The 13,319-nt window shown below is 67.9% G+C and carries 10 protein-coding genes; 4 read left to right on the top strand and 6 right to left on the bottom strand.

Going from position 1 to position 13,319, the window contains the following annotated elements:
• Positions 1-3: 3 nt before the first annotated feature.
• The 5 genes from trpC to J2S75_RS02865 all read right to left on the bottom strand — a co-directional run bounded on the left by trpC (position 4) and on the right by J2S75_RS02865 (position 6,057).
• On the bottom strand, positions 4-819 hold the full coding sequence (gene trpC / locus J2S75_RS02885) for an indole-3-glycerol phosphate synthase TrpC (RefSeq protein WP_307018014.1): 816 nt from the start codon (positions 817-819) through the stop codon (positions 4-6).
• Between the two features lie 9 nt (positions 820-828).
• The gene (gene trpD, locus J2S75_RS02880; protein ID WP_307018492.1) at positions 829-1,854 is read right to left on the bottom strand and encodes an anthranilate phosphoribosyltransferase; all 1,026 of its coding nucleotides are present in this window, start codon (positions 1,852-1,854) and stop codon (positions 829-831) included.
• A gap of 32 nt (positions 1,855-1,886) precedes the next feature.
• Positions 1,887-2,495 carry an anthranilate synthase component II gene (locus J2S75_RS02875; RefSeq protein WP_307018012.1) on the bottom strand — a complete coding sequence of 203 codons (609 nt, stop codon included), beginning with the start codon at positions 2,493-2,495 and terminating at the stop codon, positions 1,887-1,889.
• Between the two features lie 139 nt (positions 2,496-2,634).
• On the bottom strand, positions 2,635-4,149 hold the full coding sequence (gene trpE / locus J2S75_RS02870) for an anthranilate synthase component I (RefSeq protein ID WP_307018010.1): 1,515 nt from the start codon (positions 4,147-4,149) through the stop codon (positions 2,635-2,637).
• Positions 4,150-4,164: 15 nt separating this feature from the next.
• Positions 4,165-6,057 (bottom strand): SurA N-terminal domain-containing protein, encoded by a 1,893-nt coding sequence (locus J2S75_RS02865; RefSeq protein WP_307018008.1) that lies wholly within the window; start codon positions 6,055-6,057, stop codon positions 4,165-4,167.
• 185 nt (positions 6,058-6,242) lie between these two features.
• Here J2S75_RS02865 and tpiA point away from each other — a divergent pair, with 185 nt between their 5' ends.
• The 4 genes from tpiA to J2S75_RS02845 all read left to right on the top strand — a co-directional run bounded on the left by tpiA (position 6,243) and on the right by J2S75_RS02845 (position 10,381).
• Positions 6,243-6,998 carry a triose-phosphate isomerase gene (gene tpiA, locus J2S75_RS02860; protein ID WP_307018006.1) on the top strand — a complete coding sequence of 252 codons (756 nt, stop codon included), beginning with the start codon at positions 6,243-6,245 and terminating at the stop codon, positions 6,996-6,998.
• A gap of 151 nt (positions 6,999-7,149) precedes the next feature.
• Positions 7,150-7,533 (top strand): preprotein translocase subunit SecG, encoded by a 384-nt coding sequence (secG, locus tag J2S75_RS02855; protein WP_307018004.1) that lies wholly within the window; start codon positions 7,150-7,152, stop codon positions 7,531-7,533.
• 116 nt (positions 7,534-7,649) lie between these two features.
• Positions 7,650-9,278 (top strand): CTP synthase, encoded by a 1,629-nt coding sequence (gene pyrG, locus J2S75_RS02850; RefSeq protein ID WP_307018002.1) that lies wholly within the window; start codon positions 7,650-7,652, stop codon positions 9,276-9,278.
• Between the two features lie 233 nt (positions 9,279-9,511).
• Complete coding sequence (locus tag J2S75_RS02845) at positions 9,512-10,381, top strand: VOC family protein (RefSeq protein ID WP_307018000.1); 870 nt, start codon at positions 9,512-9,514, stop codon at positions 10,379-10,381.
• Positions 10,382-10,476: 95 nt separating this feature from the next.
• Here J2S75_RS02845 and J2S75_RS02840 read toward each other — a convergent pair whose 3' ends face one another.
• Positions 10,477-12,996: a glycosyltransferase gene (locus tag J2S75_RS02840; RefSeq protein ID WP_307017999.1), complete on the bottom strand. Its 2,520-nt coding sequence runs from the start codon at positions 12,994-12,996 to the stop codon at positions 10,477-10,479.
• Positions 12,997-13,319 lie beyond the last annotated feature (323 nt).

Genomic DNA, 13,319 nt, shown 5'->3' with positions numbered 1-13,319 from the left:
CGCTCAGCCGGCCGCGCGCGCGGGCAGGGCGGGGGCGAGCAGGGCCCGCGTCGCCGCCGCCACATCCGCCTGCCGCATCAGGCTTTCGCCGACAAGGATGGTGCTGATGTTCACCTGCGCCAGCCGGGCGATATCGTCCGGCGTGAAGATGCCGCTCTCGCCGACGATGATGCGGTCCGCCGGGATGCGCGGGGCGAGGCGCTCGGAGGTTTCCAGCGTCACGTCGAAGGTGCGCAGGTTGCGGTTATTGATGCCGACCAGCTTCGCCGGCAGCTTCAAGGCCCGGTCGAGTTCGGCGTCGTCATGCACCTCGATCAGCGCGTCCATGCCGAGGCCGTGGGCGGTCTCGACAAGGTCGAGCGCCAGCGCATCGTCGACCAAGGCCATGATGACGAGGATGCAGTCCGCGCCCCAGCTGCGCGCCTCGAACACCTGATAGGTGTCGTAAAGGAAATCCTTGCGCAGCGCCGGCAGCGCGCAGGCGGCGCGGGCGGCGACGAGGAATTCCGGCGCGCCGTGGAAGGAGGGGCCGTCGGTCAGCACGGACAGACACGCCGCGCCGCCGGCCTCATAGGCCTTCGCCAGCGCGGGCGGGTCGAAATCGGCGCGGATCAGTCCCTTGGAGGGGCTGGCTTTCTTGATCTCGGCGATCAGCGCGGTGCGGCCTTCAGCGATCTTCGCCTCGATCGCCCGCAGGAAGCCGCGCGCTGGCGGCTGCGCCTCGGCGGCGTCGCGCACCTGCGCGAGCGGCCGCTCGCGCTTGGCGGTGGCGATCTCCTCGCGCTTATAAGCGCCGATCTTCTCCAGAATGTCGGCCATCGCGCGCTCCTATTCCGCCGCCGCCAGTGCCGAGGTGGCGATCAGCCGGTCGAGCGCCGCGGCGGCATGGCCGCCCGTGAGGCTGGCGCGGGCCAGCTCCAGCCCGGCGCCGAGGTCGTCCGCCTTGCCGGCGACGACCAGCGCGGCGGCGGCATTCAGCAGCGAGACATCGGCATAGGCGCTCGGCTCGCCCGCCAGCACGGCGCGCAGCGCCAGTGCATTGGCGGCGCCGTCGCCGCCCTTCAGCGCCTCCGGCGTCGCCCGGGCAAGGCCGAACTCTTCCGGCGTGATCTCGAAGCTGCGGATGCTGCCATCCTTCAGCTCGGCCACCTGGGTCGGGCCTGTCGTGGTGATCTCGTCGAGCCCGTCGGAGCCATGCACCACCCAGGCATGGGCGGACCCCAGCGTGCGCAGCACTTCGGCGAGGGGCTCGACCCAGGTGCGGGCGAACACGCCGACCATCTGACGGGTCACGCCGGCGGGATTCGACAGCGGGCCGATGAGGTTGAAGATGGTGCGCGTGCCCATTTCCACCCGCGTCGGGCCGACATGCTTCATCGCCGGGTGATGGGCCGGGGCGAACATGAAGCCGATGCCCGCCTCGCGGATGCAGGTGGCGATCTGTTGCGGCGTCAGGTCGATCTTCACTCCCAGCGCCATCAGCACATCCGCCGCGCCGGATTTGGAGGACAGCGCACGGTTGCCGTGCTTGGCCACCGGGACGCCCGCCCCGGCGACGATGAAGGAGGCGCAGGTGGAAATGTTGTAGGAGCCGGAGGCGTCGCCGCCGGTGCCGACTACGTCCACCGCTTCCGCCGGCGCGTCCACCCGCAGCATCTTGGAGCGCATGGTGGTGACGGCGCCGGCAATCTCCTCGATCGCCTCGCCGCGCACCCGCAGCGCCATGAGGATGGCGCCGATCTGCGAGGGCGTCGCCTCGCCGGACATCATCACGTCGAAGGCGGCGGCGGCTTCCGCACGCGTCAGCGTGGTGCCGGTCGCCAGCTTGCCGATAATGGGCTTGAGATTGTCCATCTGGCTCTGCGTCCCCGCCTGTTGTGCCGCGCTCACGCCGCCCGCTCCCGGCCGGGGCCGGCATTCCAGGCGCGCGCGAGATCGAGGAAATTCTTGAGAATGGTGCGGCCGTGCTCGGAGGCGATGCTCTCCGGGTGAAATTGCACGCCATGCACGGGCAGCGTGGTGTGCGACAGGCCCATGATGAGGCCGTCATCGGTCTCGGCCGTGACCGCCAGCGTGTCGGGCAGCGTGTCGCGCTTCACCACCAGCGAGTGGTAGCGCGTCGCCTTCAGCGGCCCGTTGATGCCGTGGAACACGCCGTCATTGCGGTGGTGGATGTCCGACAGCTTGCCATGGATCGGCTGCGGCGCGCGCACCACGTCGCCGCCGAACACCTGGCCGATGGCCTGGTGTCCGAGGCAGACGCCGAACACCGGCACGCCTTCCTTCGCGGCGCGCTCGATGAGCGCGCAGGAAATGCCGGCCTCGTTGGGGGTCGCCGGGCCGGGCGAAATGACGATCGCCTCCGGCTTCAGCGCCATCGCCTCATCGACGGTGAGCGTGTCGTTGCGGCGCACCTCCACCTCGGCGCCGAGCCCGCCAATGTAGTGGACGAGGTTCCAGGTGAAGCTGTCGTAATTGTCGATGAGCAGGATCATCGTGCGTCCATCCGCCGGCCTGATGCGGCTGTGAGAAGGTCTAGGGGCTGTTCCGGCGCGGGGTCAAGCCGCGCCGGCGGGCGATGGTCTCTATCGCCAGCCCCGCCATCGCTCGTGGCGCCGATCCCTGCTCATCGCCTTACTGCCCCCTGCCGGCCCGGGCGGCGAAGCGCACGGCTTCCTCGCCGGCGCGGAACAGCGCCTTGGCCTTGTTGACGCATTCCTGCTGTTCGCTTTCGGGCACGGAATCATAGACGATGCCGGCGCCCGCCTGCACATACATCCGCCCGTCCTTCACCACGGCGGTGCGCAGCACGATGCAGGTGTCCATCTCGCCATCGGCGCCGAAATAACCGATGGCGCCGGCATAGATGCCACGCTTGTCGCGCTCCAGCTCGTCGATGATCTCCATCGCCCGCACTTTCGGCGCGCCCGATACCGTGCCGGCAGGGAAACCGGCGGCCAGTGCGTCCAGCGCGTCGCGGCGCGGGTCGAGCGCGCCTTCGACATTGGAGACGATATGCATCACTTGGCTGTAGCGCTCGATGAAGAAGCTGTCGGTCACCTCCACCGTACCGATCTTCGCCACGCGGCCGACATCGTTGCGGCCGAGGTCGAGCAGCATCAGATGTTCGGCCCGCTCCTTCGGGTCGGCGAGGAGTTCTTCCTCCAGCGCCTTGTCCTCATGCGGAGTGGCGCCGCGTCGGCGGGTGCCGGCGATGGGGCGGATGGTGACGGTGCCGTCGCGCAGCCGCACCAGGATTTCCGGGCTGGAACAGACCAGCGAGAAGCCGCCGAAGTTGAAATAGACGAGGAACGGCGCCGGGTTGATCCGCCGCAATGCCCGGTAGAGCGAGAAGGGTGGCAGCGCGAAGGGCGCCTCGAAACGCTGGGAGAGCACGACCTGGAAGATGTCGCCGGCGCGGATATACTCCTTCGCCCGCTCGACCATGTCGCGATATTCGGCCGGCTCGGTGTTGGACTGCGGCTCCACCGCCTGGTGGAACGCGTCTTCCGAGGGCAGGTTGGGCAGCGCGCTGTCAAGCGCGGCCACCACCTTTTCCAGCCGCACGCGCGCCGCCTCATAGGCGGCGGTGGCCGTCATATCGGGCGTCGGGCGAACAGGGGTGACGACGGTGATCTCGTCGCGCACCGCGTCGAACACCACCATGACGGTGGGGCGGATGAAGATCGAATCCGGCACGTCGATGACATCGGGCTTGGGCGCGGGAAGCCGCTCCATCTGCCGCACCATGTCGTAGCCGAGATAGCCGAACACGCCCGCCGCCATGGGCGGGGCGCCTTCGGGCAGATGAATGCGCGATTCCTCCACCAGCCGGCGCAGCGAGACCAGCGGCTTGTCCGGGCACGGCTCGAAAGCGTCGGCGTCGCTGGCAGCGCGGCGGTTGATCTCCGCCTTGTCGCCATGGCAGCGCCAGATCACATCCGGCTCGATACCGATCATCGAATAGCGCCCGCGCGTGGCGCCGCCCTCGACCGATTCGAGCAGGAAGCTGTTCGGGCGCTCGCCGGCGATCTTGAGGAAGGCCGAGACCGGGGTTTCGAGATCGGCGATGAGCGTGGTGGTAACCACCTGCGCCTCGCCGCGCTGATAGGCGGCGGCGAAGTCCGCCGCTTCGGGAGTGAGGCTCATGACCTGCGTTCCGCCTCAGTTCACCGCGTCGGTGCCGACGATCTGGTCGAGCGCGGCGCGGTTGATGCGGGCGCCGAGCCGGCTTTGCAGCTCGACCAGATACTCCGTCATCAGGTCGTTCTCCATGCTCGTGCGCAGGTCGGACAGAAGCTTCTCGTCGGTGGCGGCGGCGGCCGCCGGCACGACGGCACGCAGCACCTGGAACAGCAGCCGGCTGTCGCCGCCCTCGGCGAGCGCGCTGCCGACGCCCCCCTCGGGGGTCTCGAACACGGCGGCCATGATGTCCTGCGGCACGCCGTCGGCGGTGCGGCCACGGCGCAGGCCGTTGGCGGCGCGCAATTCGAGCCCGGCCCCGGTCACGGCCTGGTCGAAGGGCGTGCCGGCGGCGATCTTGGCCTTGATCTCCTCGACCTTCTTGTCGAGCGCCTGGGCGGCCTGGTCCTGTTTCCAGCGCTCCAGAACCTGCGCCCGCGCCTCCTCGAAGCTGCGGTCGCGCGGCGGGGTGATCTCATCGACCTGGTACCAGACATAGCCGCCATTCTGCGGCAGCTGGACGGGCTCGTTCTCCTCACCGACCGTGGTGGCGAAGGCGCCGCGCAGCACGTCCGAACGCGCGGGGAAGGAGGCAACCGCGCTGCCGTCCGGGGTCTGGCCATGAACGCTGGTGTCGAAATTCTGCAGGGTGAGCCCGAACTTGCCGGCGACCTCGGCGAGCTGCGCGCCGCCGGCGCGCTCGTCCTCGATCTTGTCATAGGTCGCGAGCATCGCCCGGCGGGCGGCATTGACCTGCAGCGCCGCCTTGATCGCCGGCGCCACTTCCTCCAGCGGCTGGACGCTGCCGGGGGTGATGGCGCCGATATGGACGATGACCGGGCCGAAGCGGCCGGCGACCACATCGCTGGTGCCGTTGGCGGGCAGGGAGAAGGCGGCGTCGGCCACCTGGCGGTCGATGATGTCGGCGCGCGAGACATCGCCGAGATCGACATCCTTGGCGGTCAGCTTGCGCTCGGTGACGATGTCGGCAAAGGCCGTGCCGGCCTTGATGCGGTCGGCGGCAGCCTTGGCTTCTTCCTCATTGGGGAAGACGAGCTGCTGCACGACGCGCTTTTCCGGCGTGCCATAGGTGGAGAGATTGGCGTCGTAGGCGGCCTTGACCTCGGCGTCGGAGACAGTCTCGCTTGCCGCCAGCGCCTCGGGGGTGAGCACCAGCACGCCGATCTTGCGATATTCGGGCGCGCGGAAGGCGACCTTGCGTTCGTCGAAGAACTTGCGCAGCTCCTCGTCCGAAGGGTCGGCCGGAGCGGCGAGGGAGGCGGGGGTCAGCATCGCGTAATTGACCGAGCGTTCCTCGCCCTCATAGCGGGCGAGTGCGCCCTTGAGCACGGCCGGCACTTCGATGCCGCCGCCCAGCGACTGGATCAGCTGCTGGCGCAGCGCCAGCGCGCGCTCGGCCGCGACGAAGCGCGCCTCGGTGAAGCCGTTGGAGCGCAGGAGCTGGTTGAAATAGGCCGGATCGAAACTGCCGCTGGGGCCGTGGAAGGCCGGGTTCGACTGCACCCGCCGCGCGATCTCCTCATCCGACAGGGCGAGGCCGAGCGCCTTCGCCTGATCGTTGAGCGCCGCCTCGGCCAGCTGCTCGTTCAGCAACTGGTCGGGAATGCCGAAGGCCCGCGCCTGATCCGGCGTGATGCCGCGCTTGAGCTGCTGGCTGATCTGCTGCAGCCGCTCCTGGTAGATCTGGCGGAACTCCGGCACCGTGATTTCGGTATCGCCGATGGTTGCCAGCGTCTGGCTGCCGAAGCCGCGGAACACGTCGGCGATGCCCCAGACCGCGAAGCTGAGGATGAGGAGACCCATCAGGATCTTGGCGACTATTCCGGAAGCGCTTTTGCGCAGGGTCTCAAGCATATGATTCTCGTCTGGCGTCGTGCGGGCGACGGCCCGGGGCGCGAAAGGCGCGCATAATAGGGAGGCGTCCCCGTCGCCGCAACGGCACAGCGCGGCATTTGCCGGCGTCACGATACCCTGTTCACGCTGCGACACTCTGCTATGAGGTGTGCTGCGTGGCATTTGTGTGAAAGGTGAGTGACGGCATGTCGAAGCGTCGTCCGCTGGTGGCCGGCAATTGGAAAATGCACGGCCTCAAGGCATCCATAGCCGAGTTCGGCCGCATCAGCGCGGGCTACGATCCCGCGCTCAGGGCGCAGGTCGACCTACTGGTCTGTCCGCCCGCCACCGTCATGTCGGCCATGGCGGTCGCGGCGCTGGGCACCCGCATCGGCATTGGCGGGCAGGATTGCCACCCTAAGGCCGCCGGGGCCTACACGGGTGACATCTCTGCCGAGATGATCGCCGACACCGGCGCCACCGCGGTCATTCTCGGCCATTCCGAGCGCCGGTCCGAACATGGTGAGACCGACGCGCTGGCGCGGGCGAAGGTCGAGGCGGCTTGGCGTGCCGGCCTTATCGCCATTCTCTGCGTCGGCGAGACCCGTTCTGAGCGGGAGGCGTTCCGGGCCCTTGACGTGGTCCGCTCCCAGCTCGCCGGCTCAGTGCCCGACGGGGCCAGCGCCGCCAATCTTGTGGTCGCCTATGAGCCGGTCTGGGCGATCGGCACCGGGCTGACGCCGACCGCTGGCGACATCGCCGAGATGCACGCGCTGCTGCGCGGCGAACTGGTCGCCCGCTTCGGAGCCGAGGGCCACGGGGTGCGCCTGCTCTATGGCGGCTCGGTCAAACCGGAGAACGCGGGCGACATCCTGTCCATCGCCGATGTGGACGGCGCGCTGGTCGGCGGTGCCAGCCTGAAGGCGGAGTCTTTTCTCGCCATTGCGCGTGCCTATCTGTAGCGCGGCGCCTTCCGGCCGCCCGCCAACAATCCCTGTGGTCGGGCGGCTGGAAACGCCGGGCGCAATCGTGTAGGAACGCGCCCAACACGTGCGGCGGGCGAGTTCAGGATTGGGCTCGCGTGCCGCTGCATGAGCATTTTGAAGGCGTCAGATGCAAACCGTACTCATCGTCATCCATCTCATGGTCGTGCTGGCCCTGATCGGCGTGGTGCTGATTCAGCGTTCCGAAGGGGGCGGGCTCGGCATTGGCGGCGGGGGAGGCGGTGGCGGCGGCTTCTTCAGCGCGCGCGGCACGGCCAATGTGCTGACCCGCGCGACGGCGATTCTGGCCGGTTTGTTCTTCATCACCAGCCTGTCGCTCACCATTCTCGCCGGTTGGGGCCGCGGTCCGACGACGATTTTCAATGCCCCGGCCGCCGTTCCCGGCGCGCCCTCGGCTCCTGCTCCCGGCGGCTCCGTGCTGGACCAGCTCAACGCCGCCCAGCCCGCGCCGCCGGCCGCTCCCGCCGCGCCGCAGGCTCCGCAGTCGCAGTGATAACGGAGCCGCGTCGACAAGCGTCGGCGCGGCCCTCGGTTTAGCCACAGGCGGGCGCCCGTTCGGCAAGGCGGGCCCTCGTCGAATCGCGTTTTTGCCGGTAGAAACCAAATCCCATGGCGCGCTACATCTTCATCACCGGCGGCGTCGTGTCCTCGCTTGGCAAGGGCCTCGCCTCCGCCGCACTCGGTGCATTGTTGCAGGCCCGTGGGTACAAGACCCGGCTGCGCAAGCTCGACCCCTATCTCAACGTCGATCCGGGCACGATGAGCCCGTATCAGCACGGCGAAGTCTTCGTCACCGATGACGGTGCCGAGACCGATCTCGACCTCGGCCATTACGAGCGCTTCACCGGCCGTCCCGCGACCAAGCAGGACAACATCACCACCGGGCGCATCTATCAGGACATCCTCACCAAGGAGCGGCGCGGCGACTATCTCGGCGCCACCATCCAGGTGATTCCGCACGTCACCAACGCCATCAAGGACTTCGTGCTCTCGGGCAATGAGGGCTACGACTTCGTGCTGGTGGAGATCGGCGGCACGGTCGGCGATATCGAGGCGATGCCGTTCCTGGAGGCGATCCGCCAGATCGGCAACGAGCTGCCGCGCCGGCACTGCATCTATATCCACCTCACTTTGCTGCCCTTCATCCCCTCCGCCGGTGAACTGAAGACCAAGCCGACGCAGCATTCGGTGAAGGAACTGCGCTCCATCGGCATCGCGCCGGACATCCTGCTCTGCCGCACCGACCGCGAGATTCCGCGCGAGGAGCGCCGCAAGCTCGGCCTGTTCTGCAATGTGCGTGAAAGCGCGGTGATCGAGGCGCGCGATGCCGACAGCATCTATGCCGTGCCCTCGGCCTATCACGAGGCAGGGCTCGATACGGAAGTGCTGGCGGCCTTCGGCATCGAGCCGGCGCCCGAACCGGACCTGACGCGCTGGAAGAAGGTGGAAGCCGGCATCCGCAACCCGGAAGGCTCGGTCACCATCGCCATTGTCGGCAAGTACACGGGGATGAAGGACGCCTACAAGTCCCTCATCGAAGCGCTGACCCATGGCGGGCTCGCCAACAATATGCGGGTCAATCTCGACTGGATCGAGAGCGAGATTTTCGAGCGCGAGGACCCCGCCCCCTTCCTTGAGCATGTCCACGGCATTCTCGTGCCGGGCGGCTTCGGCCAGCGCGGCGCCGAGGGCAAGATCCGCGCGGCCCAGTTCGCCCGCGAGCGGCGCGTGCCCTATCTCGGCATCTGCTTCGGCATGCAGATGGCGGTGATCGAGGCGACGCGCAATCTGGTCGGGGTGGAGAAGGCCAATTCGACGGAGTTCGGCCCCACGGATGAGCCGGTGGTCGGCCTGCTCACCGAGTGGCTGCGCGGCAATGAGCTGGAAAAGCGCGGCATCGGCAGCGATCTCGGCGGCACCATGCGTCTCGGCGCTTATCCCGCCGCGCTGGCCGAGGGCAGCCGGGTCGCAGAGATTTATGGCGACACCTCGATCTTCGAGCGCCATCGCCACCGTTACGAGGTCAACATGGCCTATCGCGAGCGGCTGGAGGCCTGCGGCATGCTGTTCTCCGGCCTCTCGCCGGACGGGCTGCTGCCGGAGATCATCGAATATCCCGATCACCCCTGGTTCGTCGGCGTGCAGTTCCATCCCGAACTGAAGTCGCGCCCCTTCGAGCCGCACCCGCTCTTCGCCTCCTTCATCGGCGCGGCAGCGGTGCAGAGCCGGCTGTTCTGAGCGCCGGCCGGCGAAACGTAACCCTCGACCCTGCGCGCCCTGTCGACGGGCGCGCAGCACCGGTGCCGACAGGAACGCGGCGGGAGGGATCCCCCGTCCAAGCCGCCACCTTGCCCATGCCTGCCCCCTCGCCGACAGTCGAGGCTGGTTCGCCAGCCGTCGGCGTGCTCTGATGGTGGCCGGGATTCTCGCCCGGCGCCGCATGTGCCGGGCAAGCAGGGGAGAAGGTGCTGGTGGAGCGCGGTCTTGATCACGTCGTCCATGTCGTCCGCGACCTCGAGGCGGCGGGCGAACTTTACGACATGCTCGGCTTCACGGTCGGCACCCGCAACCGCCATCCCTGGGGCACCGACAACCGCATCGTGCAGCTGCCGGGCTTCTTCGTCGAATTGCTTGAGATCGCCGACGCCGAGAAGATCCCGCCACAGGACGTGACGCGCTTTTCCTTCGGCGCGTTCAACCGCGATTTCCTCGCCGAGGTCGGTCCCGGCCTTTCCATGCTGGTGCTGGAAGGGCGGGACGCTGCGATCGACAAGCTGGAGTTCGACACGGCCGGGATCGGCGGCATCGACCTTTTCAGCTTCGAGCGGGAGGGCAAGCGGCTCGACGGCGTGGGCGTCAAGGTCGCCTTCAACCTCGCCTATGCGCGCGACCGGGCCTCGCCGCATGCCGGCTTCTTCACCTGCCAGCAGATATTCCCGGAGAATTTCTGGTCCGTGGATCTGCAGCGGCACATGAATGGCGCACAGAGCGTGGTGGGCGTGGTGATGACCGCCGCCGACCCGGCGGCCCATACCGGCTTTCTCGCCAATTTCGCCGGCATGGATGCGCGGCGGGCGGTCGAAGGCTGGTACATCCTCAAGACCCCGCGCGGCGATATCGACGTGATGAGCGACGCATTGTTCACCCAGCGCTTCGGGGTGCCGGCACCGTCCGGGCCGGGGCTGCGCCTCGCCGCTGTGCGCTTCGGGGTCGCGGATATGGACCGGCTGCGCCGGCGGGTGTCTTCGTCCCGCATGTCGGTGGAGGATATTGAAGGCGTGGTCGTGGTCGGCCCGAAAGCGGCGCTGGGAGCGACGCTGGTGTTCGAAGCGGCGACTTGATCCGAACCAATCCTGAGATGAAAAACAAAAGCCCCGGAATCGCTTCCGGGGCTTTCTTTATGCACGATGCGAGGAGGGCGGGCCCTCCTGCAGTGTCAGCCGATCTCCTCCGGCAGCGCCTGAGGCTGGGCCGAGCGGCCCGGCAACAGCGCCAGCGCGCGGCCGCGCAGGGCGCGCCAGGTGGCGAAGGAGTTGAGCGGCGAGCCTTCCAGCCAGCCGATGCCGGCAGCCGCCAGGAAGGGCAGGCTCTGGATCGCCAGCGCCAGGGCGAACAGATCGACCTCTACTACGGCGTGCCAATTGGTCAGCCGCAGCCCGATCGCGGCGAGCATCAGCCCGGCACCGATGATCGCTTCCGGCAGCGCCGGGAAGGCGCGGGCGGCGTCGGCCAGCCACGAGCCCTTGGCGGTGCGGGCAAAGGCGAGGTCCTTGTAGCGGAAGCTGTCATAGACCGCCTTGGCCACGGTGAACTGCACCGCCATCGCCGCGAAGGCGGCGCCGATCATGCGCACCGGCGTCGTGGCGACGCGCAGGCGGTAGAGCGCGATGAAGTGCAGCAGGTAGATGCCGAAGCAGAACACGATCGGGATGGTGAGGATGCGCTGCGGCACGGCGATGCCGAGGCCAAGCACGAAGGGCACCCAGAGCAGCGACAGGATCGCCACCAGCGCGCCGACGCTTTCCGAGCCGAGCCAGCTCACCCAGCCGATGCTGAACTCGCGGCGCTGCGCCGGGGTGAGACGGGTGCCGGCATTGGGCAGCATGCGGCGCCAATGCTTCTTGATGATCTGCATGCCGCCATAGGCCCAGCGGTGGCGCTGCTTCTTGAACGAGGCGAAGTCGTCCGGCAGCAGGCCCCAGCCATAGCGCTCATTGGTGTAATGGCTCTTCCAGCCGCGCTCGACGATGGCGAGGCCGAGATCGGTGTCCTCGCAGATCGTGTCGCTCGACCAGTCGCCGGCCTCGACCATGGCGGCGCGGCGCATCAGGCACATGGTGCCGTGCACGACGATGGCGTCATGCTCGTTGCGCTGGACCATGCCGATGTCGAAGAAGCCGGCATATTCGGTGTTCATCGCCTCGTGCAGCAGGCTACGGTCGGCGTCGCGGTGGTCCTGCGGCGCCTGGACGATGCCGACGGTCGGGTCTTCGAAGGTCGGCACGAGGTTCATCAGCCAGTTCGGATCGACGACATAGTCGGCGTCGATGATGCCGATGATCTCGGCGTCCGGCGCGGTCTGCAGCATGGCCTCGCGCAGCGCGCCGGCCTTGAAGCCTGCCACCTTGGGCAGGTTGATGAACTTGAAGCGCTCACCCAGTTCGCGACAATGGGCTTCGATCGGCTCCCAGAAGGCCGGGTCGGGCGTGTTGTTGATGATGACCAGGCATTCGAAGTTCGGCCAGTTCAGCCGGGCGACGCTGTCGAGCGTCTGCTTCAGCATCTCCGGCGGCTCCTTATAGGCCGGGATGTGGATCGATACCTTGGGCGTGCGCGAGGGCGCGGACGCGTTTTCCTTGCGCAGCAGCCGGCGCGGGGTGCGGCCGAAGGCGATGGTGGAGAGTTCCTCCACCCGGTAGAGCATGACGATGACGAGCGGCACCAGCAGCACCAGACTGACGACCATGGTCACCATGTTGCCGCCAACGACATAATGCGTCAGCCAGTGGTCGGTGACGGTCGCCACCCAGGCGCCGGCAAGGTTGGCCGCGCCGACCATCACCAGCGCCTGCAGCAGGGTGAGGCGGGCGAAGCGGAACACGGGCAGCGAGAAGGCGATGCCGAGCAGCAGCGCGATGGCGGCGGTGGCGTTGTAGGTCGAGGGGGTGATCGGGCCGGCCATCGGGAATTTCGCGACGCGGTTGGCGTCGAGAATGCCCCAGTACTGGCCGACGCTGCCCTCGAAGCTTTTCCACGGCGCGTCGAACGCCTCGATGAGGTTGTATTCGATGCCGAGCGCATCGGCGCGGGCGGCGAAGGTGCGGATGATCTGCGCCTGTTCCACCTCGCCGGGGATGGCGCTGTCGCGATTATAGCCCTGGCTCGGCCAGCCGAACTCGGCGATGACGATGCGCTTGCCGGGATAGGTGGCGCGCAGGCGGTCATAGATGGCGATGGTGTGGTCGACCACCTGCTCCGGCGTCACGCCCTCCCAATAGGGCAGCATGTGAGCGGCGATGTAGTCGACGGCGGAAACCAGCTCGGGGTGGTCGAGCCACACGTCCCAGGTTTCGCCGGTGGTTACCGGCACATTGGTCTCGCGCTTCACCCGGCGGATCGTCTCGATCAGCTGCTCGGGCGTGCGTTCGGCGCGCAGGATCGACTCGTTGCCGACCACGATGCCGACGACGTTCGAATTCTTCTTCGCGACCTCGATGGCGTTGGCGATTTCGCGCTCGTTGCGCGACTCGTCCTCGTCCAGCCAGGCGCCGACCGTGGTCTTCAGCCCCTTCTCGGCGGCGATCTTCGCGACCAGATCGAGATTGCCGGTCGAGGCATAGGTACGCACGCCGCGCGTATAGGGCGCCACCGCCTCCACATCGGCGCGGATCTGCGCCTCGGTGGTCGGCTCACCCTTATCCGGGTTGGCGTCGCGGCCATAGGGCGCGAACGACATGCTTTGGAAGCGATCGGGTGCGGCGGGAGCGGAAACCTCCTGACGCAGAGCCAGCCAGACAAAGGCATGGACGCACGTCACAACCGCAACGGCTGCGGCAGCGACACGAATGGCGGGGCGCATGAGACAAACCCACGATAAAGGGGAGGCTGACAGGTGGATTATAATACAGTTTCAACGCACGTGCAGCACGATCTTTGCCGCGGCGCGCCACAGCGCGTCACGCCTGCCGACAATGCCGCTCTGCAGCGAAGAATGCGTCAGTGGGAGAATGGTTCCCCACTATGGCGGCCCCATGACGCGCCGATGACACGCCGGGGGCC

This window comes from Ancylobacter polymorphus, assembly GCF_030813495.1.
In the GTDB taxonomy this organism is placed as follows: domain Bacteria; phylum Pseudomonadota; class Alphaproteobacteria; order Rhizobiales; family Xanthobacteraceae; genus Ancylobacter; species Ancylobacter polymorphus.
This window is presented reverse-complemented; position numbering and strand designations above follow the sequence as displayed.